The sequence below is a fragment of the Streptomyces griseoflavus genome, from assembly GCF_014649995.1.
Lineage (GTDB): Bacteria > Actinomycetota > Actinomycetes > Streptomycetales > Streptomycetaceae > Streptomyces > Streptomyces griseoflavus.
The window spans coordinates 197,421-219,784 of record NZ_BMUC01000001.1; the positions used below are offsets into that span (position 1 = coordinate 197,421).

General features: G+C 71.7%; 19 protein-coding genes. 4 read left to right on the top strand and 15 right to left on the bottom strand.

The window, feature by feature from the left end; translation table 11 throughout:
• Positions 1 to 149: 149 nt before the first annotated feature.
• The 9 genes from glmS to IE172_RS00950 all read right to left on the bottom strand — a co-directional run bounded on the left by glmS (position 150) and on the right by IE172_RS00950 (position 10,432).
• Positions 150 to 1,967 carry a glutamine--fructose-6-phosphate transaminase (isomerizing) gene (glmS, locus tag IE172_RS00910; RefSeq protein ID WP_190095093.1) on the bottom strand — a complete coding sequence of 606 codons (1,818 nt, stop codon included), beginning with the start codon at positions 1,965 to 1,967 and terminating at the stop codon, positions 150 to 152.
• A gap of 12 nt (positions 1,968 to 1,979) precedes the next feature.
• A complete protein-coding gene (locus IE172_RS00915; RefSeq protein ID WP_190095094.1) occupies positions 1,980 to 2,237 on the bottom strand; it encodes a hypothetical protein in 258 nt (85 codons plus the stop codon).
• Positions 2,238 to 2,312: 75 nt separating this feature from the next.
• Positions 2,313 to 3,188 carry a DUF4429 domain-containing protein gene (locus tag IE172_RS00920; protein WP_190095095.1) on the bottom strand — a complete coding sequence of 292 codons (876 nt, stop codon included), beginning with the start codon at positions 3,186 to 3,188 and terminating at the stop codon, positions 2,313 to 2,315.
• 109 nt (positions 3,189 to 3,297) lie between these two features.
• The gene (locus IE172_RS00925) at positions 3,298 to 5,070 is read right to left on the bottom strand and encodes an IucA/IucC family protein (protein ID WP_190095096.1); all 1,773 of its coding nucleotides are present in this window, start codon (positions 5,068 to 5,070) and stop codon (positions 3,298 to 3,300) included.
• Positions 5,067 to 5,606 carry a GNAT family N-acetyltransferase gene (locus IE172_RS00930; protein WP_190095097.1) on the bottom strand — a complete coding sequence of 180 codons (540 nt, stop codon included), beginning with the start codon at positions 5,604 to 5,606 and terminating at the stop codon, positions 5,067 to 5,069. The genes IE172_RS00925 and IE172_RS00930 overlap by 4 nt, the downstream gene beginning before the upstream one ends.
• Entirely contained in the window at positions 5,603 to 6,895 is a 1,293-nt protein-coding gene (locus tag IE172_RS00935) for a lysine N(6)-hydroxylase/L-ornithine N(5)-oxygenase family protein (protein ID WP_190095098.1), read from the bottom strand. Before IE172_RS00935 ends, IE172_RS00930 begins: the two co-directional genes overlap by 4 nt.
• Positions 6,879 to 8,321 carry a lysine decarboxylase DesA gene (gene desA / locus IE172_RS00940; RefSeq protein ID WP_190095099.1) on the bottom strand — a complete coding sequence of 481 codons (1,443 nt, stop codon included), beginning with the start codon at positions 8,319 to 8,321 and terminating at the stop codon, positions 6,879 to 6,881. The genes IE172_RS00935 and desA overlap by 17 nt, the downstream gene beginning before the upstream one ends.
• Before the next feature lie 154 nt (positions 8,322 to 8,475).
• Positions 8,476 to 9,351: a siderophore-interacting protein gene (locus IE172_RS00945; RefSeq protein ID WP_190095100.1), complete on the bottom strand. Its 876-nt coding sequence runs from the start codon at positions 9,349 to 9,351 to the stop codon at positions 8,476 to 8,478.
• A 37-nt stretch (positions 9,352 to 9,388) separates the two neighbouring features.
• A complete protein-coding gene (locus tag IE172_RS00950; protein WP_190095101.1) occupies positions 9,389 to 10,432 on the bottom strand; it encodes an ABC transporter substrate-binding protein in 1,044 nt (347 codons plus the stop codon).
• Positions 10,433 to 10,615: 183 nt separating this feature from the next.
• On the opposite strand from IE172_RS00950, the gene IE172_RS00955 reads away from it, so the two are divergent.
• Positions 10,616 to 10,960: a hypothetical protein gene (locus IE172_RS00955; protein ID WP_190095102.1), complete on the top strand. Its 345-nt coding sequence runs from the start codon at positions 10,616 to 10,618 to the stop codon at positions 10,958 to 10,960.
• An 85-nt stretch (positions 10,961 to 11,045) separates the two neighbouring features.
• On the opposite strand, the gene IE172_RS00960 is transcribed toward IE172_RS00955, so the two are convergent.
• Genes IE172_RS00960 through IE172_RS00975 form a run of 4 tightly spaced genes read right to left on the bottom strand, consistent with a single transcriptional unit; the run spans position 11,046 to position 16,731 of the window.
• Positions 11,046 to 12,206, bottom strand: a complete 1,161-nt coding sequence (locus tag IE172_RS00960) for an acyl-CoA dehydrogenase family protein (protein WP_190095103.1) — start codon at positions 12,204 to 12,206, stop codon at positions 11,046 to 11,048.
• A gap of 6 nt (positions 12,207 to 12,212) precedes the next feature.
• A complete protein-coding gene (locus tag IE172_RS00965; RefSeq protein ID WP_190095104.1) occupies positions 12,213 to 13,160 on the bottom strand; it encodes a hydroxymethylglutaryl-CoA lyase in 948 nt (315 codons plus the stop codon).
• On the bottom strand, positions 13,157 to 15,088 hold the full coding sequence (locus IE172_RS00970; protein WP_190095967.1) for an acetyl-CoA carboxylase biotin carboxylase subunit: 1,932 nt from the start codon (positions 15,086 to 15,088) through the stop codon (positions 13,157 to 13,159). The genes IE172_RS00965 and IE172_RS00970 overlap by 4 nt, the downstream gene beginning before the upstream one ends.
• Before the next feature lie 26 nt (positions 15,089 to 15,114).
• Entirely contained in the window at positions 15,115 to 16,731 is a 1,617-nt protein-coding gene (locus tag IE172_RS00975) for a carboxyl transferase domain-containing protein (protein WP_190095105.1), read from the bottom strand.
• A gap of 87 nt (positions 16,732 to 16,818) precedes the next feature.
• Here IE172_RS00975 and IE172_RS00980 point away from each other — a divergent pair, with 87 nt between their 5' ends.
• The 3 genes from IE172_RS00980 (at position 16,819) to IE172_RS00990 (ending at position 19,617) form a co-directional block, all read left to right on the top strand.
• Positions 16,819 to 17,427 carry an SACE_7040 family transcriptional regulator gene (locus IE172_RS00980; protein WP_190095106.1) on the top strand — a complete coding sequence of 203 codons (609 nt, stop codon included), beginning with the start codon at positions 16,819 to 16,821 and terminating at the stop codon, positions 17,425 to 17,427.
• A 121-nt stretch (positions 17,428 to 17,548) separates the two neighbouring features.
• Positions 17,549 to 18,706 carry an acyl-CoA dehydrogenase family protein gene (locus IE172_RS00985; protein WP_190095107.1) on the top strand — a complete coding sequence of 386 codons (1,158 nt, stop codon included), beginning with the start codon at positions 17,549 to 17,551 and terminating at the stop codon, positions 18,704 to 18,706.
• Positions 18,707 to 18,741: 35 nt separating this feature from the next.
• The gene (locus IE172_RS00990) at positions 18,742 to 19,617 is read left to right on the top strand and encodes an acyl-CoA thioesterase (RefSeq protein WP_190095108.1); all 876 of its coding nucleotides are present in this window, start codon (positions 18,742 to 18,744) and stop codon (positions 19,615 to 19,617) included.
• A gap of 247 nt (positions 19,618 to 19,864) precedes the next feature.
• Here the strand turns inward: IE172_RS00990 and IE172_RS00995 are convergent, their stop codons facing one another.
• Together IE172_RS00995 and IE172_RS01000 are read right to left on the bottom strand one after the other, a co-directional pair.
• Complete coding sequence (locus IE172_RS00995; protein ID WP_190095109.1) at positions 19,865 to 20,653, bottom strand: phosphatase; 789 nt, start codon at positions 20,651 to 20,653, stop codon at positions 19,865 to 19,867.
• 109 nt (positions 20,654 to 20,762) lie between these two features.
• Complete coding sequence (locus tag IE172_RS01000; protein ID WP_190095110.1) at positions 20,763 to 22,256, bottom strand: PucR family transcriptional regulator; 1,494 nt, start codon at positions 22,254 to 22,256, stop codon at positions 20,763 to 20,765.
• Positions 22,257 to 22,364 lie beyond the last annotated feature (108 nt).

Genomic DNA, 22,364 nt, shown 5'->3' on the forward strand with positions numbered 1-22,364 from the left:
CGGCGACACGTGGGGGCCCGTTTTTTCGTTGTACGGCCCGTGCTGGCGGGTGAGGGCTTGTCGCGCGTTTCCCCGCGCCCCCGAGGTTGCTCGAACGCCGGAGGGCGCGGGGACCTGGTCCCCGCGCCCTCCGGCCGCACGGGTGCTGCTTACTCCACCGTCACCGACTTGGCGAGGTTGCGGGGCTTGTCGATGTCCCTGCCGAGGGCCAGGGCCGTGTGGTAGGCGAGGAGTTGGAGGGGGATGCCCATCAGGATGGGGTCGAGTTCGTCCTCGTTCTTGGGGACGAGGAGGGTGTGGTCGGCCTTCTCCTGGTGCTGGTGGGCGACGGCGAGGATCTGGCCGCTGCGGGCCTTGATCTCCTCCATGGCCGCGCGGTTCTTCTCCAGCAGGTCGTCGTCCGGGACGATCGCGACCGTGGGCAGGGCCGGCTCGATCAGGGCCAGCGGGCCGTGCTTGAGCTCGGAGGCGGGGTAGGCCTCGGCGTGGATGTAGGAGACCTCCTTGAGCTTCAGGGAGGCCTCACGGGCCACCGGGTAACCCCGGACGCGGCCGATGAAGAGCATCGAGCGGGCGTCGGCGTACTGCTGGGCCAGCTTCTTGATCTCCTCCTCCTGCTCCATGATCTCGGCGATCTGGCCGGGGAGGCGGCGCAGGCCCTCGATGATCCGCTTGCCGTCGCGCACCGACAGGTCGCGGGTGCGGCCCAGGTGCAGGGCGAGCAGGGCGAAGGCGACCGTGGTGTTGGTGAAGCACTTGGTGGACACCACGCACACCTCGGGACCGGCGTGCACGTAGACGCCGCCGTCGGCCTCGCGGGCGATCGCGGAGCCGACCACGTTGACCACGCCCAGCACCCGCGCGCCCTTGCGCTTCAGCTCCTGCACGGCGGCCAGCACGTCGTAGGTCTCACCGGACTGCGAGACCGCGATGTAGAGGGTGTCGGGGTCGACGACCGCGTTGCGGTAGCGGAACTCCGAGGCCGGCTCGGCGTCGGCGGGGATGCGGGCCAGCTCCTCGATCATCTGCGCGCCGATCATGCCGGCGTGGTACGAGGTGCCGCAGCCGAGGATCTTCACGCGGCGGATCCGGCGCGCCTCGCGGGCGTCCAGGTTGAGGCCGCCGAGGTGCACGGTGGAGAAGCGGTCGTCGATCCGGCCGCGCAGCACGCGGTCCACGGCCTCGGCCTGCTCGTGGATCTCCTTGTGCATGTAGGTGTCGTGGCCGCCCATGTCGTACGAGGCCGCCTCCCACTCCACGGTGGTCGGCTCGGCGGTCGTACGGGTGCCCTCGGTGGTGTAGGTGCGGAAGTCGTCGGCCTTGAGGGTGGCCATCTCGCCGTCGTCGAGGGTGACGATCTGGCGGGTGTGGGCGACCAGCGCCGCTATGTCGGAGGCGACGAACATCTCCTTCTCGCCGATGCCGAGGACGACCGGCGAGCCGTTGCGGGCCACGACGATGCGGTCGGGGAAGTCGGCGTGCAGCACGGCGATGCCGTAGGTGCCCTCGATGAGGCGCACCGTCTCGCGGACCTTGTCCTCGAGCTCGGCCGCCGTCGAGCGGGCGATGAGGTGGACGAGGACCTCGGTGTCCGTCTCGGAGAGGAACTCGACGCCGTCCGCCTCCAGCTTGCGGCGCAGGTCGCCGGCGTTGTCGATGATGCCGTTGTGGACGACGGCGACCTTGCCCTCGGCGTCCAGGTGCGGGTGGGCGTTGATGTCGGAGGGGGCGCCGTGGGTGGCCCAGCGGGTGTGGGCGATGCCGGTCGTGCCCTTGAAGCGCGCCGGGACCTTGGCCTCCAGGTCGCGCACCCGGCCCTTGGCCTTGACCATCTTCAGGCCGGCCGTCTTCGGCGACGTGACGGCGATGCCCGCCGAGTCGTAGCCGCGGTACTCCAGGCGCTGGAGGCCCTCGAGCAGGAGGGGAGCGACCTCACGCCTGCCGATGTATCCGACGATTCCGCACATGTACGTATGTTCCTAGCCGTAGACGATGCGGCGCAGCTGCCGGAGCGAGAGCTCGGGCGGCGCCACCGCTCGGTATCTGAGGTCCGCCTCGATCCGTTCGAAGATCGACGCGTTCACCAGGCCCTGGGCCTGGAGTTCGCGGTGGCGGCGACGGACGTATTCCTCGGTCGTCTCGTCGAAGTAGGCGAGCACGTCCTGGACCACCCGCAGCGCCTCGCCCCGGCTGAGGGGCGTGGACCGCGTCAGATGATCGACAAGTTCCTCGTGCACCCGATGATTTTGAGGTGCCGGAGGTCGATGCGCAACAAACGTGCCCGATATCGGGCAGGAAATGATAGGTGTGGCCTACAGGTTTTTGAGGACGGCCTGCTTGGCGAGGGTGAACTCCTCGTCCGTGAGCACGCCCGACCGGTGCAGTTCGCCCAGTTCCCGCAGGCGTCGCAGCAGGGCGTCATGGTCGTCCCCCGAGGGGCGGGGGGCCGGCGGGTGGCCGGCCTCCGGTTCCGGTGCGCCGGCGGGTGCGGCCGGGTGCGGCAGGCGGGCCTGGACGGCGGCGGCGACCAGTGCCATCAGCGGGTCCTTCTTGAAGCCCCACAGCTCCACCGAGTTGGGGTCGTACTTGGCCGGGGCCTCGGTCGGGGCGTGGCGCACGTGGAAGCGCAGGTGCCCGTTCTCCAGTCCGGCCGCGGGCTGCCACTCCACGGCGGTCAGGTCCGTCACCGCCAGGGTGCGGGTGCCGGCGGCGGCCTTGGCGTCCTCCGTCTTCCAGTTCCACTCTAGCCGGACCCGCTCGCCGTCGAAGCTCACCGTGCCGTCCCCGGCGGACACGGACAGCGGCACCGGCGGGCCGGGCAGCAGGTAGGCGGTGACCGGATCGGAGGGGACCTGGTCCAGCAGCAGGGCGGTGCGGACCTCCTCCGCGAAGTACTCGGCCACGCCGTACCGGTCGGATTCGACGATCAGCTGATAGGGGTCGTGCGGCTCGGTGAGCCGGCCGCCGGCCGCCTGCAGCAGCGGGTCGGCGCCGTCGCGCAGCCGCAGTCTGAGCCGTCCCGCCTTCTTGCCCTGCTCGAACGATATTCCCGCCAACGCCCCCAGGGGCAGCACCAGTTCACCCAGGGTCCTGCGCAGCAGGCCGACGTTCCTGTCCCGGCCGGGAGTCAGTCGCAGGGCCTCCCCGTCGAAGGTCCACGTACCGTCCTTCTGGATGATTTCCGCCATGGGGGTGATTGTTCCACCGGGACCGCCGGGGAGTGGTCCGTACCCATCGGGGCGGAAAACGGCGGGCACCCCAAAGGACCGTACTCCGGGGTGCCCGCACGTTCGTGGGTCAGAACTCCGCGAGGGGGTTCTTCAGGGTGCCGATCAGCTGGAGGGCGCCGGAGGGGTCCGCCAGGTCGACCATCTGCCGGTTGTCGCGCAGCTGGAGGCGGTTCAGGCAGGACAGGGCGAACTCCGGGGCGAACATGTCGTACCGGGCGAACTTGTCGGCCAGTTCCGGCACCGACGCCTGGTACGCGCGGGTGACCTCCGCGACCGTGCGCCAGAAGCCGTCCTCGTCGAGGACGCCCTCCTCGGCCAGGTTCGCGGCCAGGAAGCGGAAGAAGCAGTCGAAGACGTCCGTGAAGATCGACAGCAGCTTGGTGTCGTCCGGCACCTCCACCCGGATGCGGCCGACCTCCGGCGGCAGCACCGCGTCGGGGTCCATCACCGCGATCTCCTCGGCGATGTCCTTGTAGATCGCGCGCTTCACGACGCCGTCCGCCAGGACCAGGATCACGTTCTCGCCGTGCGGCATGTACACCAGGTCGTAGGCGTAGAAGCTGTGCAGCAGCGGCACGTAGTACGCCCGCAGGTAGTGGCGCAGCCACTCGGCCGGGGCGAGCCCGGAGCGGGCGATCAGCGCCGCCGCGACGGAGGCGCCCTCGTGGTCGACGTGGACCAGCGAGGCCATGGTGGCGAGGGTCTCGCCGTCCTCCAGGGACGGCACCGGGCTCTCCCGCCACAGCGCGGCCAGCATCTTGCGGTACGGCGAGTAGCGGTCCGTGGCCTGCTCGTACTCCAGGTGCCGGTAGCCCACGGCGGCCCGCTCCCGGATGATCGACAGACCCGTGGCCCGCAGCACCGGGTCGCTCTCGACGAGCTGCGCCAGCCAGTCGTTGATCGCCGGGGTCGCCTCCATGTAGGCGGCGGACAGTCCGCGCATGAAGCCCATGTTGAGGACGGACAGGGCCGTCTTCACGTAGTGCTTCCCGGGGTGCGACCGGTTGAAGAAGGTGCGGATGGACTGCTGGGCCAGGTACTCGTCGTCGCCCTCGCCCAGGCACACCAGGTGCCGGCGGGCGACCTCGGCGGCGAAGGTGACGGACAGCTTGTTCCACCACTGCCAGGGGTGGACGGGGATGAGGAGGTAGTCGGCGGGGTCGAGGTCCTGCGCGCGCAGGACGCCGTGGAACCCCTCGACGGTCTCCTCGCCCAGCTCCTGCCGCACGAACGACTCGTACTCGATGCCCACGCCCGCCGTGAACGCGGCCCGCGAGCGGTGGGCGGCCAGCCAGACCAGTCTCACCGGGGCCGCCGTCTCCGGCGCGTACGCGTGGTACTCGTGGATGCCGAAGCCGAGCCGCCCGTTGTTGGCGACGAAGCAGGGGTGGCCCTCGGTCATGCCGGTCTCGACGGCCTGGAAGCCGGCGTCGATCAGCTCGCCGGACGGTATCTGCGGTTTGGTGAGCTTGTAGCAGGTGCCGGAGAGGGTGGAGGAGATCTCCTCCAGGTACACCGGAAGGATCTCGTCGCTCAGACCGAGGGACTTGCGCAGCTCGACGAAGAAGTCCAGGGCCTCAAGGCCGAGTTCGGTGTCGTCGCGGTGGCGGGTGATCGAGTCGGCGTCGACCCCCCAGTGGTCCAGGGCGCGCCGCGTCGCGGTGAAGGTGTACCGGGTCCGGCCGTCGTCGCTGTGGACGGCGTACCGGCCGTCGCCGGAGGCCTCCGGCGTGATGAGCCGCTCGTGGGCGAACTCGGCCAGTGCCTTGCGGATCAGCAGGCGGTTGGCCCGCGCCCAGCGGTGGGGGGACAGGTGCGTCACGGCGTCGGACGGGGTCATGCGGATGCTCCTCGGGCGGCCTCGAACTGTTCGCGCGTGCAGAAGCTCAGCAGCGCGCGCTTCTCCGGCTTGTCGATCTCCCGTTCGGGGACGAAGCCCACGACCTCGTTGAGGGCGTGCACGGCCTTGTTGCCGACGTCCGGTTCGACCACGACCCGGCGGGTGGCGGGGTCGGCGAACAGCTTCTCCATCACGGCGGTGATGACCGCCCGGGTGAAGCCGTGGACGGGGCGGTCGGTGGGGGCGACCAGGAAGTGCATGCCGACATCGCCGGGCTCGGGGTCGTACAGGCCGACGAGTTCGACGTACCGGGGGTCGTACGTCTCCATCAGGAACGCGGGTTCGCCGTCGTGCAGGCCGAGGAAGGCGTGGTGGTGCTCGTCGTCGGCGATGCGCCGGTACTCGCGCTCGACGTCCCCGGGCGTCGCGTCCTGCATCATCCAGTACGCCGCCTTCGGGTCGGTGACCCAGCGGTGCAGCAGCCCGGCGTCCTTCGACGGGTCCAGCGGGCGGACGGTGAACGTGCCGATGCTCATACGGCGAACTCCTGGAACGCGATGGCCTTCTCGACCGGGTAGTACTCGGTGCCGAGCAGCTCACGGATGATGGTCGCGTTGCGGTACGGGCCCATGCCCAGGTCGGGGCTGGTGACGCTGTGCGTGTGGACGCCCGCGTTCTGGAGGAAGATGCCGCGGCCGGTGACGTCGATGGCGTAGTCGCGGGAGACGTCGAAGCGGCCGTGGCCGTCGAAGCGGAGCCGGTCGCGCACCGGGTCGAGGAACGCCGGGGGCTCGTAGTGGTAGCCGGTGGCCAGCACCAGCCCTTCGGTGCGGATCTCGAAGTCCTTGTCCTGCTCGTCCTGGTGGAAGCCGAGCGTGTAGGCGCCGTCCTCGTAACGGGCTGCGGTCAGCGAGGAGTTGGTGAGCAGCCTGGTGGGGACCGGCCGGTCGCCGCTCTCGACGTCCTTCTGGTACAGCAGGTCGAAGATCGCGTCGATCAGCTCCGCGTTGATGCCCTTGAACAGGCCCTTCTGCTGCTTCTCCAGCCGGTAGCGGGTCTCCTCGGGCAGGGCGCGGAAGTAGTCGATGTAGTCCGGGGAGGTCATCTCCAGGGTCAGCTTGGTGTACTCCAGCGGGAAGAACCGCGGCGAACGGGTGACCCAGTTGAGCTGGTAGCCGTGGACGTCGATCTCGGAGAGCAGCTCGTAGTAGATCTCGGCGGCGCTCTGTCCGCTGCCGACGACCGTGACCGACTTCTTCTCCCGCAGCTCCGCCTTGCGCTGCATGTACTGCGCGTTGTGGAAGAGGCCGCCGTCCAGCCCGCGGCACGGCTGGGGGAGGTACGGCACGGTGCCGGTGCCGAGCACCAGGTGCCGGGCGCGGTACGTCTCCCCTGCCGCCGTGGCGACCGCGTAGAGCCCGGCGGCCTCGTCGTAGGTCACCTCGGTGACCGTGGTGCCGAAGCGGATGCTGCCGAGCTGGGCGGCGGCCCAGCGGCAGTAGTCGTCGTACTCGACTCGCAGCGGGTAGAAGTTCTCGCGTATGTAGAACGAGTAGAGGCGGCCTTTCTCCTTCAGGTAGTTGAGGAAGGAGTAGGGGGACGTCGGGTCGGCGAGCGTGACCAGGTCCGACATGAACGGCGTCTGGAGGTGGGCGCCGTCGAGGAACATTCCGGCGTGCCAGGCGAAGCCGGGCTTGGACTCCAGGAAGAGGCCGTTCAGTTCGGCGATCGGCTCGGTCAGGCAGGCGAGGCCGAGGTTGAAGGGGCCCAGCCCGATGCCCACGAAGTCGTAGGTGGTGTCCGGGGCTTCAGCAAGCGCGGTCAAGGGACTCTCCCAGGTACTGCTCGGCGTGGCCGGCGATCAGGTCGAGGACGGCGGAGATGTCGGCCGTCGTGGTCTCGGGGTTCAGCAGGGTGAACTTCAGGTAGTGGCGTCCGGCCACCTTGGTGCCCGCGACGACCGCGTCACCGGAGGCGAACAGGGCCTTGCGGGCGTAGAGGTTGGCGCGGTCGATCTCGGCGGGGTCGGTGACGGCCGCCGGGATGCAGCGGAAGACGAGGGTGGAGAGGTTGGGCGCGACCACGACGTCGAAGCGGGGGTCGGCGGCCAGCAGCTTCCAGCCCTCGGCGGCCAGGTCGCACACCTCGTCGAAGAGGCGGCCGATGCCGTCGGCGCCCATCACGCGCAGGGTCATCCACAGTTTGAGGGCGTCGAAGCGGCGGGTGGTCTGCAGGGACTTGTCGACCTGGTTGGGGATGCGCTCGGTCACCATGCGCCGCGGGTTGAGGTACTCGGCGTGGTAGGTGGCGTGCCGCAGCGTGGCGGTGTCGCGGACCAGTACGGCCGAGGAGCTGACCGGCTGGAAGAAGGACTTGTGGTAGTCGACGGTGACGGAGTCGGCGCGTTCGATGCCGTCGAGGCGGTCGCGGTACTTCAGCGAGGCGAGCAGACCGCAGCCGTAGGCGGCGTCCACGTGCATCCAGGCGCCGTACCGCTCGCACAGTTCGGCGATCTCGGGGAGCGGGTCGATGGAGCCGAAGTCGGTGGTTCCGGCGGTCGCGACGACGGCCATGGGGACCAGTCCCGCCGCGGTGCAGCGCTCCAGCTCGCGGGCGAGGGCGACGGTCTGCAGCCGCTTGTCGTGGTCGACGGGGACCGACACCACGGCGTCGGGCCCGAGGCCGAGGAGTTTCGCGGACTTCTTCACGCTGAAGTGGCTGACCTCGGAGGCGAAGACGCGCAGTCTCGCCAGATCGTCGGTCTTGGCCTCCTCGCGGGCCAGCAGCAGCGCCTGGAGGTTGGACTGGCTGCCGCCGGAGGTGAACACGCCGTCGGCGGCGGGGCCGAGGCCGATGCGGGCGTTCGTCCAGTCGATGAGCTTGCGCTCGATGAGGGTGCCGCCGGCCGACTGGTCCCAGGTGTCCAGGGAGGAGTTGACGGCGGAGAGCACCGCCTCGCCGAGCACGGCCGGGATGACGACCGGGCAGTTGAGGTGGGCGAGGTAGCGGGGGTGGTGGAAGTAGATCGCGTCCCGGAGGTAGACGTCCTCCAGTTCGTCCAGCACCGCGGTGGTGTCGTGCAGGGGACGGTCGAGGTCGATCGCGTCGATGCGGGGCGCGAGCTCGTCGACCGTGACGCCGGTGAACGGCCGGGCTGTGGTGGCGAGTTTGGCCGCCACCCGCTCGACTCCCTCGGTCACGGAGCGGCGGTAGTGCTCCGCGGTGGTGTCGTTGAGCAGGTGCGAGCGCATGTGGGGGTCCTCCGGTGGGGACGGGCCGGTGCGGGGAGCGGGCCAGTGCGTGACTTAGGTTAGCCTAACCTGAGTGCCGCGAAGGTATTCCGCGTTCGGCCGTGACCGTGGTCACTCGCTCACGGGGTTGACGAGCCGTCAACTGCCTTGCGCATCAAGCCTGTTCGCGCATCTGCTCTTCCGTCAGGCCCCGTCGCCAGTAACCCACGAACGTCACGCGCCGGCGATCGACACCGCGCTCACCGACGAAGAGCCGCCGCAGCTGCTTCACACAGCCGGACTCTCCGGCGATCCAGACGTACGGCCGCTCGGCGGGCGGCAGTTCGGCGGTGCGCAGGTCGTCCAGGGCGAGGGGGGAGGCGCCCGCCTCCGTCGCCGCCGCGTCCCGGACGAACCAGGTGATCTCCGCGTCGGCGGCGGTCGGCAGGTCCTGCACGTCACCGGCGTGCGGCACCTCCAGCCACACCCGGGCCCGCATACCCGCGGGAAGCGTCTCCAGGACGGCGGCGGTGGCGGGCAGGGCGGTCTCGTCGGCCCACAGGAGCACCAGATCGGTGTCCTCGGGCGGACGGAAGCGGATCGCGCGGTTGTCGGCGATCGCGGGGCCGAGCAGCAGGACCCGGTCACCGGCCACCGCGCGGGCGGCCCAGCGGGAGGCCGGGCCGGCCTCGGCCGAGGCGCCGCCCTCCCCGACGCCGTGCAGCACGAAGTCGATGTCGACCTCCGTGGTGTGCCCCCCGGCGTCGGCGCGCAGTGCCCGCAGCGTGTACGAGCGCATCACCGCCCGCACGTCGTCGGGCAGTTCGCGCCAGCCCTGCCACCACTGGTCACCCAGTTCGAGCGGCACGGCCGGCTCGCTCTGCCCCGGGTGCGGCAGGAACAGCGACAGGGACTGGTCGCGCCCGTCGGAGTGGAAGTCGCGCAGTTCCGGGCCGGTGAAGGTGACCCGGACCAGGGACGGGCCGAGCCGCCTCGTCGCCGCGACCTGCAGGGCGAAGAAGCGGAACGGGGCGGCTACGGCAGTGGTCACGTGTGGCTCCGGGGCTGGAGGATGGTGCCGGGGAGGGTCAGCTGACCTTCTTGGCCTTCTCGATGGCCTCGGCGAGCGCCTCGACCGGGGCGACGCACTTGTCGTAGGACAGGATCGGCTCGGTGGACCGGGCGATGACCTGGCCGGCCTTGACCGCGGGCAGTTCCTTCCAGGTCGCCTCGGTGATGTCGGCGGGCTGGATGGCGGAGGTGCGGTCGTCCATCAGGATGACGTCGGCCTTGTGCTTGTCGACGTTCTCCCAGCTGAGGCTCTCGAACCAGCCGCCGGTGGCCTTCTTGGCCTCCTCCGTCGGCTCGACGAAGTCCACGCCGAGGGCCTTGAAGTACTCCAGGTCGATGGAGAGGTTGGAGCCGGAGACGTAGAAGAGCTCGGGGCTCGCCGAGCCGACCATCACCTTGATGCCGGGGTTGGCCCTGACGGCCTTGCGCAGCCGCTCCGAGGCCTCCTCGAAGCGCTTCTTGGCGCCGGTGACCTTCTCCGCCTTCATGTCGGCGCCGAGCGACTCCGCCAGTTCCCACATCCGCTGGAGCGGGCCGGTCAGCTGACGGTCGAACACGGAGATGCCGACGCTCGGCGCGAGCTTGGCGATCTTGTCCTTGGACGCCTCGGGGACGTACCAGAGGGTGCCGGCGTCGTCGAACATCGTGGAGATCAGGAGGTCGGGCGCGAGCGTCGCGTACTTCTCGACGTTGAACTGGTCCCAGACGTTGCCGAGGATGGTCACCTTGCTGATGTCCATGTCGCCGGCCTGGACGTCGGCCTTGCCGTCCTTGGTCTCCGTCGGACCGAAGACGCCCTTGACCTGCACGCCGTAGTCGTACAGCGCGGCGGCGACACCGGTGAAGGCGACGATGTTCGCGGGCTTCCCGTCCAGCTTCACCGTGGTGCCGCGGTCGTCCTTGAAGCTCCAGGGGCCGGACCCGGCGCCGTCCTTCGACCCCGAGTCGCCGCCCTTCGCGCCGTCGTCACCACAGGCCGCGAGCGCGGCGCCGAGTCCGAGGACGCCGCCGGCGGCGAGCAGTCCACGACGGGAGAGGCGGGCGGTGCTGGCGTTCGACATGGGTCGGTCTGCTTTCATGCGTGCGGAGCCGATGGGTGCGCGGTGACGGCTCCCTGGGCCGGAAACAGCCTTAGGTTAGCCTAACCTCAGAGCTTGTCCAGGGGTTGCCGGTATCCATCCCCTCGCGAAAGCCCCGACACGCCCTCCCGGTACCGTGATCGCCGTCACGCGAGGGGGAGGAAAATGAACGTCGCACGACGCTGGGGCCCGTCCGTGGCCGTGCACCTGATCCTCGGAATGGTGGCCCTCGTACCGCTGTGGCTGTCGATGATGCTCGCGGCGGACGTCCTCCGGGCGGAACCGGAGGGCTCCTCCTCCGACCCCGCCGTCACCGGCTCCGCACCGGCCTGGACGCCGATCCTCGTCGCGCTGTGGGCCGTCTTCCTGGCCCTGTGGCTCCCCGTCGGCTCCCGGGCCCGCCCGTCGGTGCCGGGCGTCTCCGGACGGCGCTACTGGGCCGTCGGCGCGGCACTGGTGCTCACGCCGATGGTGTTCTCGACCGCGCTGCTCGTCCTCGTCGAGGGATGAGCGGAGCGGGGCGCGCCCGCCCGGACCGGGGCGCGCCCCGCAGGACGCGTCCCGGTGCGGCCGGGACCGGACCGGTCCGGCCGGATCAGCCCGCCAGGCCCAACTCCCGGGCGATCAGCATGCGCTGGACCTCGCTCGTGCCCTCGCCGATCTCCAGGATCTTGGAGTCCCGCCACATGCGGGCCACCGGGTACTCGTTCATGAAGCCGTAGCCGCCGTGGATCTGGGTGGCGTCACGGGCGTTGTCCACCGCGACCGTCGACGAGTACAGCTTGGCCAGCGCCGCCTCCTTCTTGAACGGCTCCCCGGCCACCAGCCGGCTGGCCGCGTCCCGCCACGCCAGGCGGGCCGTGTGCGCCTTCATCTCCATGTCGGCGATCTTGAACTGGATCGCCTGGTTGGCGCCGATCGGCCGCCCGAAGGCGTGCCGCTCCCTGGCGTACTTCACCGACTCGTCCACACAGCCCTGCGCCAGCCCCGTGCCCAGCGCGGCGATGGCGATGCGGCCCTCGTCCAGGATGCGCAGGAACTGGGCGTAGCCGCGGCCCTCCTCGCCCAGCAGGTTGGCGGCCGGGACCCGGACGTCGGCGAAGGACAGCTCACGCGTGTCCGAGGCGTTCCAGCCGACCTTCGAGTAGGGCGCCGCCACGGTGAAGCCCGGCGTGCCCGACGGGACGATGATCGCCGAGATCAGCGGCTTGCCGTCCGGCTTGCGGCCGGTGACCGCGGTGACCGTGACCAGGCCCGTGATGTCGGTGCCCGAGTTGGTGATGAAGCACTTCGTGCCGTTGATGACCCACTCGTTCGTCGACTCGTCCAGCCGGGCCGTCGTACGGGTCGCGCCCGCGTCGCTGCCGCCGTCCGGCTCGGTCAGGCCGAACGCGCCCAGTATCTCGCCCGAGCACAGCCGGGGGAGCCACTCGCGCTTCTGCTCCTCGGTACCGAACAGGTGCAGCGGCATGGCGCCCAGCGAGACGCCCGCCTCCAGCGTGATGGCCACCGAGGAATCGACCCGGGCCAGCTCCTCCAGGGCCACGCCGAGGGCGAAGTAGTCGCCGCCCATGCCGCCGTACTCCTCCGGGAACGGCAGCCCGAACAGGCCCATGCGGCCCATCTCCCGCACGATCTCGTACGGGAACTCGTGCCGCTCGTAGAAGTCACCGATCTTCGGCGCCACCACGTCGTGCGCGAACTCCTCGACCGTGCGGCGGAGTTCTTCCAGTTCGGGGGAGAGCTTGTGGTCCATGGTCGTTCACGACTCCTGGTGGGAGAGGGCTCGGACGGTGCGGGACGGGCTGGTGCGGCCCAGGTGGGCGGCCATCCAGACGCTTGTGGCGACCAGACGGCCGAGGTCGACCCCGGTGTCGATGCCGAGGCCGCGCAGCATCCACACGAGGTCTTCGGTGGCGAGATTGCCGGTGGCGGACTTCGCGTACGGGCAGCCGCCCAGTCCGCCGGCGGAGGCGTCGACCGTGCTGACGCCCTGCTGGAGCGCGGCCAGCGTGTTGGACAGGGCCTGGCCGTACGTGTCGTGGAAGTGCACGCCGAGCGCGGACACGGGGACGCCCGCCCCGGCGAGCGCGGTGAGCAGGGCCGTCACATGGCCCGGCGTGGCCACCCCGATGGTGTCGCCCAGGCTCAGCTCGTCACAGCCCATGTCCAGCAGGGCCCGGCACACCCTCACCACCTGCGGGACCGGGACCGCGCCCTCCCACGGGTCGCCGAAGCACATCGAGAGGTAGCCGCGGACGTGCACGTCCGCCGCCTTCGCCCGCCGCACCACCGGCTCGAACATCGTCAGCGCCTCGTCCACCGTGCGGTTGAGGTTGGCGCGGGCGAAGGACTCCGTGGCGCTGGCGAACACCGCGACCCGCCGGGCGCCGAGCGCCAGCGCGCGGTCCAGCCCGCGCTCGTTCGGCACCAGCACCGGCAGCTCCACGGGCAGGTCCGCGACGGCCGGGTACAGCTCCTCGGCGTCCGCGAGCTGGGGCACCCACTTGGGGTGCACGAAGCTGGTCGCCTCGATGGTGGTCAGACCGGTGCCGGCCAGACGGCGGACGAACTCCGCCTTGACGGCCGTCGGGACGGTCGCCTTCTCGTTCTGCAGGCCGTCGCGGGCACCCACCTCGTGGATCCGCACCCGCGCGGGCAGTCCCTGGGCCGGTACGACCATGGGCAGGCCCGGTTCCGGAGTGTTCACGCCGTCTCCTCCTCCGCGGGTGCGATGACCGCGAGCACCTGGTCCATGGCGACCGTCGTGCCCGGGGCCACGTCCAGTTCGGTGACCGTGCCGGCGTGCGGGGCGGAGATGACGTGCTCCATCTTCATCGCCTCCACCACCAGCAGACTCTGTCCGGCCGCCACCTCGTCGCCGACGGCCACCTTCACCACCGTCACGGTGCCCGGCATCGGCGCGGTCAGCGAGTCGGCGCCCGCCTGGCCCGCCCGGGTGAGGGACGCGGCGACCGGGTCGTGGTCCCGCACGTGCCAGGCGTCCCCGTCCCGGCCGATCCAGTCGGCGGCGCGGTGGAAGGTGTGCCGGACGCCGTCCAGCGTCACCGACACGTGGTCGTCGGTGACCGTGTGGGCGCCGCGCGGCGTGTGCTCCACCGGGTCCGTGACGCGCAGGTGGAAGGCGGCCGGTCTCGGGGTGCCGCCCATGCGCCAGCCGTCCGGCACCGAGAAGGGGTCCGTCCAGCCGTCGCCGCGCGGGCGCAGCGCCTCCAGGCGCACGGCCGCCGCGGCCTCGTACACCTCGCCGGGGACCTCGCCCGGCACCAGGCCCTCCACCTCGCGCTCCACCAGCCCGGTGTCCATGTCGCCGCTCACCACCGCCGGATGGGCCAGCAGCCGCCGCAGGAACCCCGCGTTGGTCTGCACGCCCAGCGTGACCGTCTCCGCCAGCGCCGCCCGGAGCCTGCGCAGCGCGGTCGCGCGGTCGGGCCCGTACGCGATCACCTTGGAGAGCATCGGGTCGTAGAGGCTGCCGACCTCCGTGCCCTCGCTGAGCCCGGAGTCGGTGCGCACCCCGTCGCCCTGCGGCTCGCGCAGCCTGAGCACCGTGCCCCCGGAGGGGAGGAAGCCGCGGGCCGGGTCCTCGGCGCAGATGCGGGCCTCGACCGCGTGCCCGGTCAGCCGGACGTCCTGCTGGGCGAACGCCAGCCGCTCGCCCGCCGCCACCCGCAGCTGCCACTCCACCAGGTTGAGCCCCGTGACCAGCTCGGTGACCGGGTGCTCCACCTGGAGGCGGGTGTTCATCTCCATGAAGTAGTACGACGCCGGGTCGTTGCCCGGGACGATGAACTCCACCGTGCCCGCGCCCCGGTAGCCGCAGGAGCGGGCCGCCTGGACCGCCGCCTCGCCCATCGCGGCCCGGGTCTCCTCGTCGAGGAGCACACTGGGCGCCTCCTCGATGATCTTCTGGTGGCGCCGCTGGAGGGAGCACTCGCGCTCGCCCAGGTGGACCACGCCCCCGTGCCCGTCGGCCAGCACCTGGATCTCGATGTGCCGGGGCCGGTCGATCCACCGCTCGACCAGCAGCGTGTCGTCACCGAAGGAGGCGCGGGCCTCGCGGCGCGCGGCGGCGATCTCGTCGGCCAGCAGCGAGGCGTCCCGCACCAGCCGCATGCCCTTGCCGCCACCGCCCGCGGACGGCTTCAGCAGCACCGGCACGCCGATCTCGCGGGCGGCGTCGGCGAGCTGCTCGTCCGTCAGTCCGCTGCCGCTGGAGCCGGGCACCACCGGCACCCCGGCCGCCTTCACCGTCTCCTTGGCGCGGATCTTGTCGCCCATCAGCGCGATCGCGTCCGCCGGGGGCCCGATGAACACCAGCCCCGCTTCCGCGCACGCCCGCGCGAACCCCGCGTTCTCGGCGAGGAAGCCGTATCCGGGGTGGACCGCCTGCGCGCCGGTGCGGGCGGCGGCCTCCAGCAGCCGCTCCACCGACAGGTAGCTCTCCGAGGCGGCCGCGGGACCGATCCGCACCGCCGTGTCGGCCTCCCGGACGTGCCGGGCGTCGGCGTCCGCGTCGGAGTACACGGCCACCGAGCGCACGCCCATCGACCGCAGGGTGCGGATGACGCGGACCGCGATCTCGCCCCGGTTGGCCACCAGCACCGTCTCGAACATCTGCTCAGTCATCGTCAGGGGTCCCCTCACATCCGGAAGACGCCGAACTGGGGGTCACCCAGGGGCGCGTTGGCGCACGCGGTCAGGGCCAGGCCCAGCACCTGCCGGGTGTCCATCGGGTCGATCACGCCGTCGTCCCAGAGGCGGGCCGTCGCGTAGTAGGCGTTCCCCTGACGCTCGTACTGAGCGCGGATCGGGGCCTTGAAGGCGTCCTCGTCCTCGGCCGGCCACTGCTCGCCGCGCCCCTCGATCTGGTCCCGCTTGACGGTGGCGAGGACGGAGGCCGCCTGCTCACCGCCCATCACGGAGATCTTCGCGTTGGGCCACATCCACAGGAAGCGCGGCGAGTACGCCCGCCCGCACATCGAGTAGTTGCCCGCCCCGTAGGACCCGCCGACCACCACCGTCAGCTTCGGCACGCGGGTGCAGGCGACGGCGGTGACCATCTTGGCGCCGTGCTTGGCGATGCCGCCCGCCTCGTAGTCCCGGCCGACCATGAAGCCCGAGATGTTCTGCAGGAACAGCAGCGGGATGCCGCGCTGGTCGCACAGCTCGATGAAGTGGGCGCCCTTCTGGGCGGACTCGGAGAACAGGATGCCGTTGTTGGCGACGATCCCCACCGGGTGGCCGTGGATCCGCGCGAAGCCGGTGACCAGCGTCTGCCCGAACTCCGACTTGAACTCGGCGAAGCGCGAGCCGTCGGTGATCCGCGCGATGATCTCCCGCACGTCGTAGGGGGTGCGGGAGTCGACCGGCACCGCCCCGTACAGCCCCGCCGGGTCCACCTTGGGCTCGACGGCCTGCTCCACGCTCCAGGGGAGGGAGCCCCGGGCGGGGAGCGTGGAGACGATGGTGCGCACGATCCTGAGCGCGTGCGCGTCGTCCTCCGCGAGGTGGTCGGTCACGCCGGACACCCGTGAGTGGACCTCGCCGCCGCCCAGCTCCTCCGCCGTGACCACCTCACCGGTGGCCGCCTTCACCAGCGGCGGGCCGCCGAGGAAGATCGTGCCCTGGTTCCGGACGATCACCGCCTCGTCGCTCATCGCCGGGACGTACGCCCCGCCCGCCGTGCAGGAGCCGAGCACCGCCGCGATCTGCGGGATGCCGGCGCCGGACATCCGGGCCTGGTTGTAGAAGATCCGCCCGAAGTGGTCCCGGTCCGGGAACACCTCGTCCTGCATCGGCAGGAACGCGCCGCCGGAGTCCACCAGGTAGACGCAGGGCAGCCGGTTGTCCAGGGCGACCTCCTGCGCGCGCAGGTGCTTCTTCACCGTCATCGGGTAGTAGGTGCCGCCCTTGACGGTGGCGTCGTTGGCCACGACCACGCACTCCCGGCCGCTGACCCGGCCGATCCCGGCGATCACCCCGGCCGCCGGGGCCTGCCCCTCGTACATCCCGTCGGCCGCCAGCGGGGCCAGCTCCAGGAAGGGCGAGCCGGGGTCGAGGAGCGTGTCCACGCGGTCCCGCGGGAGCAGTTTCCCGCGCGCCGTGTGCCGTGCCCGCGCCCGCTCGCCACCGCCGAGCGCCGCCGCGGCCAGCTTGCCGCGCAGCTCCCCGACGAGGGCGCGGTGCGCCTCCTCGTTGGCCCGAAAGGCCTCCGACGCGGGATCGGCCGCGCTGTGAAGCTCCGGTGCCTCATGCATCCTGCGGGTCCCCTCACCTTGTTAATGAGCGTTAACGCACTTCCTCCAGGTTAACGACCGCTAACCTCCCTGTCTAGAATCGTCTTCATGGCCACCAGAACCGACGCCCCCACCCGCCGCGAGCAGATCCTCAAGGAGGCCGCCCGGCTCTTCGCCGAGCGCGGCTTCCACGGCGTCGGGGTCGACGAGATAGGCGCCGCGGTCGGCATCAGCGGGCCCGGGCTCTACCGGCACTTCGCGGGCAAGGACGCGATGCTCGCGGAGCTGCTGGTGGGGATCAGCGGCCAGCTGCTGACCGGCGCGAAGCGGCGCCTGGCGGAGGCCGGGGAGGTGCCGGCGCCCGAGGCGGTCCTCGACTCGCTGATCGAGGGGCACATCGACTTCGCGCTCGACGACCGTCCCCTGATCACCCTGCACGACCGTGAGCTGGACCGCCTCCGGGACAGCGACCGCAAGCTGGTCCGCCAGTTGCAGCGGCAGTACGTGGAGCTGTGGGTGGAGGTGGTCCGCGCGCTCTACCCGGGGCTGGCCGAGCCTACCGCCCGCTCGGCCGTGCACTCGGTGTTCGGCCTGCTCAACTCCACCCCGCACCTGGCCCGCCCGGGCGCGCTGCCCGGCCGGGCGACGACGGCCGGGCTGCTGCACCGGATGGCGCGCGGCGCGTTCGCGGCGGCGGGGGCGACGTCCGCGGGGTGACGAGCGTGACGAGCGTTACGGGGGTCCCGGGGGGTCGCGCTCTGGACGCCTGTGGATACTCGCCGGTATCTTTGTCTGAGCAAGCGCTTAGACATGCCTAGGGTACGCGGAGGTGGCGGCGGTGCGCCGTACGGTTTTCAACGAGGATCACGAGGCGTTCCGGGAGACCATCCGGGCCTTCATCGAGGCCGAGGTCGTGCCCGTCTACGACGAGTGGTTCGCGGCGGGCCAGGCGCCCCGCGACTTCTACTACAAGCTCGGTGAGCTGGGCATCTTCGGCATCAGCGTGCCGGAGGAGTTCGGCGGCGCGGGCATGGACACCCACAAGTTCGAGGCGGTCCTCTACGAGGAGACCGCCCGCGCGGGCGTCCAGTTCGGCGGCTCCGGCGTGCACGTGCTGCTCGCCCTGCCGTACATCAAGATGCTCGCCACCGACGAGCAGAAGAAGCGTTTCCTGCCGAAGTTCGTCTCCGGCGAGGAGATGTGGGCCATCGCGATGACCGAGCCGGGCACCGGCTCCGACCTCGCGGGCATGAAGACCACCGCCAAGCTCAGCGAGGACGGCACGCACTACGTCCTCAACGGCGCCAAGACCTTCATCACCGGCGGTGTCCACGCCGACAAGGTGATCGTCTGCGCCCGTACCGCCGCCCCGACGGCCGAGGACCGCCGCCACGGCATCTCCCTGTTCGCCGTGGACACCAAGTCCGAGGGCTACTCCGTCGGCCGCAAGCTCGACAAGCTCGGCCTGAAGACCTCCGACACCGCCGAGCTGGCCTTCGTCGACGTCAAGGTGCCCGTCGAGGACCTCCTCGGCGAGGAGAACAAGGGCTTCTACTACCTCGGCCACAACCTGGCCTCCGAGCGCTGGGGCATCGCCTTCGGCGCCTACGCCCAGGCCAAGGCCGCCGTCCGCTTCGCCAAGCAGTACGTGCAGGAGCGCACCGTCTTCGGCAAGCCGGTCGCCCACTTCCAGAACACCAAGTTCGAGCTGGCCGCCTGCCAGGCCGAGGTGGACGCCGCCGAGGCCGTCGCCGACCGCGCCACCGAGGCCCTGGACGCCGGCGAGCTCACCCCCGCCGAGGCCGCCTCCGCGAAGCTGTTCTGCACCGAGGTCGCCCACCGCGTCATCGACCGCTGCCTCCAGCTCCACGGCGGCTACGGCTACATGAACGAGTACCCGATCGCCCGCCTGTACGCGGACAACCGCGTCAACCGCATCTACGGCGGCACCAGCGAGATCATGAAGTCGATCATCGCCAAGGACATGGGCCTGTAAGGTCCCGGAAATCCCTGCCGTATACAACTGATTCCATGAGTCAGGCACTCCAGGACCTCCTCGATCTGCTCGACCTCGAGCAGATCGAGGAGAACATCTTCCGCGGCCGGTCCCGCGCCTCCGCCGTCCCCCGCGTCTTCGGCGGGCAGGTGGCGGCGCAGGCACTGGTCGCCGCGGGGCGGACCGTCCCCGCGGACCGGCCCGCCCACTCGCTGCACGCGTACTTCCTGCGCATCGGCGACCCGGGCGCGCCGATCGTCTACACCGTCGACCGGATCCGGGACGGCCGCTCCTTCACCACGCGGCGCGTGGTGGCGGTCCAGCACGGCAAGCCGATCTTCCACCTCTCCGCGTCCTTCCAGGAGCACGAGGAGGGCCTGGACCACCAGGCGCCGATGCCGCCCGCACCGGACCCGGACGGACTGCCCACCTCCGAGGAGCGGCTGCGCGGCTACCCGCACCTCGCCCCCGAGATCGTGCACCGCTACCTCGGGGCCCGCTCGGCGGTCGACCTGCGCTACGTCGACGACCCGCCCTACGGCCGCTTCGGCGAGCCGCGCGAACCGCACTCCCAGGTCTGGTTCCGCACCAACGGCAAGCTCGACAGCGACGACCCCCTGCTGCACGTCGTCCTCGCCACGTACGTCTCCGACATGACGCTGCTGGACTCCATCCTGCTCGCCCACGGGCGCGGCGGCTGGGCCGTCGGCGACGTCGTCGGCGCGTCCCTGGACCACGCGATGTGGTTCCACCGCCCGTTCCGCGCCGACGAGTGGCTGCTGTACGACCAGCAGTCCCCCTCGGCCCACGGCGGCCGGGGCCTGGGCCAGGGCCGCATCCACACCCAGGACGGCCGGCTCGCTGTCTCGGTCATCCAGGAGGGCGTGGTCCGCGTCCCGCGCGGGGACTGAACGTCTCCCGCACGGCGGGCGCGTCCGGCCGTGCCCCGGCCGGACGGGGCCGGGGCGCGCCCCGTGTGCCCTAGGGCCTGTTGCGAAAGTCCCGTCTGCCTCGCGACGCCCGGCACGCACTCTCGCCGCACCGGGCACAGGCCCAAGTACATCCAGTACGAGGACCTGCCCCCGGCACGCCGAGAGCACGCACCGGACGCCGCGAGGCCCGCCCTTCGGGCGGACGACGGGACTTTCGCAACAGGCCCTAGCCGATCCCGGCCTCCGCCAGGAGGAACGCCGTCATCGGGTCGTAGTGGCGGGGGCTGGTGACGTGGTCGTCGAGGGGGACCGTGACCTGGACGGTGCCCTCGGACTCGGCGAGGAACAGCGCCGGGTCGTTGCAGTCCGCGTAGCCGACGGAGTCGACGCCGTACTGACCCGCGGCGCCCGCCCAGCCGTGGTCGGCGACGACCAGGTCCGGCAGCGGGCGGCCCCCGCGCTCCAGGGCACCGAGGACGGCCTTCATCGGCTCCCCGGAGTGGGTGTGCCACAGCGTGGCGCCGTGCTCCAGCACCGCCACGTCCGCGAACTGCATCACATAGCCCTCGTCCGTGGTCAGCCCGTCCGGGATGACCACGATCTCGCAGCCGGCCGCCCGCAGCGCCGCGGCCGTCGCCCGGTGCACGTCGAGCAGCCCGCCCGGGTGACCGGTGGCGAACAGCACCCGCTGCCGCCCCTCCGCCGCCTTGCGCAGCCGCCCCGCCATGCGTTCCAGGCCGGAGACGGTCAGCTCCGCGTCGATGGTGTCCTGCCCGTACCGGTACTCCGGGTCGTCGTTGACGCCGACGCGCTCCGCCATCACCGCGAGCACGTCCTGCTCGTCGGTCCAGCGGTCGCCGAGCTCCAGGCCGAGCCAGTAGTGGCGGTCGCCGTTCGCCAGCCTCCGGTAGTGGGAGAGGTTGTTCTCGCGCGGGGTGGCGACATCGCCCGCGATGCGGGTGGCGACCAGGTGTTCGAGGAGTTCGGCGCGGCTGGGTGTCCCGGGTATCGGCATGCCCCCATTGTGGAGCAGCGCCCGGTGGGCGTCCCTGGCGTATCGCCCGCTGGGACGTGCGTCACCTACTCAGAGGACTGGGTACGGATACTCAGTTCCCGGCCCCGCCTCAGCTGCGGCGCAGCGCGAACCACAGCTCCATCCGCACGTCCGGATCGTCCAGGTCGGCCTCCAGCAGCGCCGCGCACCGCGCGACGCGCTGCCGCACGGTGTTGCGGTGCACGGACAGCGCCACCGCCGTACGGTCCCAGCTGCCGTGCAGCGACAGCCAGGTGCGCAGGGTGTCGGTGAGGGCCGGGGAGCCCGCTATGGGCGCGAGCAGCGCCCGGGCGTGGGCGTCCGCGTCACCCGGCGGGACGAGGTCGGAGAGGGCGGGACGGTCGCCGTGCCGGACCAGCGGGGCGCGGGTGGCGCGGGCCCGGGCGAGGGCGCGGGCGGCCTGGGTGTCGGCGGCGGGCCAGTCGGGCGGGGCGGCCGCCGCGCTGACGCCGAGGGTCCAGCCGGGGCGCGCGTCCACCGGACGGTCGGCCGGCACCAGCACGCGTACGGTCCCGCCCACCGGGTCCACCAGCGTGGAGCCGAGTGCCGCGCCCAGGGCGGAGACGGCGAGGGCGTCCGCGGCCGGGGGGCCGTCCGGCCGTGCGTGCACCACGCGCCACCGGTCCGCGCCCAGCAGGGGCGCCACGTCCTCGGGCGCCGCGCCCAGCAGCAGGCGCACCAGGGCGGCGGAGCGGAGCGGGTCGGCGGCGGTGTGCCGGGTGGTGGTGAGGAGGGTCAGGAGGACGGCGGCGACGGAGGCGATGGTGTGGTCGCCGGGGGACCGGCGCGGCGCGGCCACGCCCAGGACGAGGCCGGGTCCGGGGCCGAGGGCGTAGGCGGCGAGGTGGGTACCGGTGACGGTGTCGCCGGCGGAGACGGGGGCGGGACGGGCGTCCGGGGCCGGCGCGGCGTCACCGGAGGGACGCACCACCCGGGTCAGGTCGGTCAGGGCCTCCCTGGCCTCGAAGGGCGGAGCCTTCCCCGAGGCGGCGAGCTCGGTGGTGTCCGGGCCGAAGAGGACGGCCCAGCCGCCGATCCGCTGGGCCAGCTGGTCGAGCACCGGGCGCACCGGGTCGGGGCGGGCCGCCGCCGTGGCGAGGCTCTGCTGCGCCTCCGTGACCCGGCGCAGCTCCGCCGTGCGGGCCTGCGCCATCAGCTGCCAGACCGCCCGCGCCACCCCCGAGAACGTGGTCCGGGGCGGCACCTCCAGCAGGGGCAGCCCGTGCATGTCGCAGGCCTCGGCCAGCGCCGCCGGCACGCTCTCGTGGACCGGCGCCAGCCCGAAACCGAGTGCGGCGCCGCCCGCCGCCACGATCCGGGAGACGTAGGCGTCGAAGTACCCGGCGCCCGCCCCCTGGGGGATGTGCACGCCCGCCGACAGCAGCAGCTCCCCGCCCAGCAGGTACGGGTACGGGTCCGCCATCTCCGACGCCTGCGCCCAGTGCACGACGATCCCGGGGTCGTCCGGTCCGGCGACCCGGCGCAGGCCGAGGTCCTCACGGGCCAGCAGGGCGTCCAGGCGCACCGGCGGCGTGGGCGGAACCACGGGGTCCGATGTCGGCATGCTGGACACTTCCTCCACTCCTCGCGACGGGAATGGATGAAACGTACACTTCGCAGATGCTTTCCGCCCTCTTATGGTCGGAGGGACCAGCGGCCCGCGAGCACGGGC

Excerpts from the sequence above, each read along its gene's own strand:
- glmS (WP_190095093.1), bottom strand. The coding sequence starts at position 1,967 with ATGTGCGGAATCGTCGGATACATCGGCAGGCGTGAGGTCGCTCCCCTC.
- IE172_RS00920 (WP_190095095.1), bottom strand. The coding sequence starts at position 3,188 with ATGGCGGAAATCATCCAGAAGGACGGTACGTGGACCTTCGACGGGGAG.
- IE172_RS00925 (WP_190095096.1), bottom strand. The coding sequence starts at position 5,070 with ATGACCCCGTCCGACGCCGTGACGCACCTGTCCCCCCACCGCTGGGCG.
- IE172_RS00930 (WP_190095097.1), bottom strand. The coding sequence starts at position 5,606 with ATGAGCATCGGCACGTTCACCGTCCGCCCGCTGGACCCGTCGAAGGAC.
- desA (WP_190095099.1), bottom strand. The coding sequence starts at position 8,321 with ATGCGCTCGCACCTGCTCAACGACACCACCGCGGAGCACTACCGCCGC.
- IE172_RS00950 (WP_190095101.1), bottom strand. The coding sequence starts at position 10,432 with ATGTCGAACGCCAGCACCGCCCGCCTCTCCCGTCGTGGACTGCTCGCC.
- IE172_RS00955 (WP_190095102.1), top strand. The coding sequence starts at position 10,616 with ATGAACGTCGCACGACGCTGGGGCCCGTCCGTGGCCGTGCACCTGATC.
- IE172_RS00960 (WP_190095103.1), bottom strand. The coding sequence starts at position 12,206 with ATGGACCACAAGCTCTCCCCCGAACTGGAAGAACTCCGCCGCACGGTC.
- IE172_RS00970 (WP_190095967.1), bottom strand. The coding sequence starts at position 15,088 with ATGTTCGAGACGGTGCTGGTGGCCAACCGGGGCGAGATCGCGGTCCGC.
- IE172_RS00975 (WP_190095105.1), bottom strand. The coding sequence starts at position 16,731 with ATGCATGAGGCACCGGAGCTTCACAGCGCGGCCGATCCCGCGTCGGAG.
- IE172_RS00980 (WP_190095106.1), top strand. The coding sequence starts at position 16,819 with ATGGCCACCAGAACCGACGCCCCCACCCGCCGCGAGCAGATCCTCAAG.
- IE172_RS00990 (WP_190095108.1), top strand. The coding sequence starts at position 18,742 with ATGAGTCAGGCACTCCAGGACCTCCTCGATCTGCTCGACCTCGAGCAG.
- IE172_RS00995 (WP_190095109.1), bottom strand. The coding sequence starts at position 20,653 with ATGCCGATACCCGGGACACCCAGCCGCGCCGAACTCCTCGAACACCTG.
- IE172_RS01000 (WP_190095110.1), bottom strand. The coding sequence starts at position 22,256 with ATGCCGACATCGGACCCCGTGGTTCCGCCCACGCCGCCGGTGCGCCTG.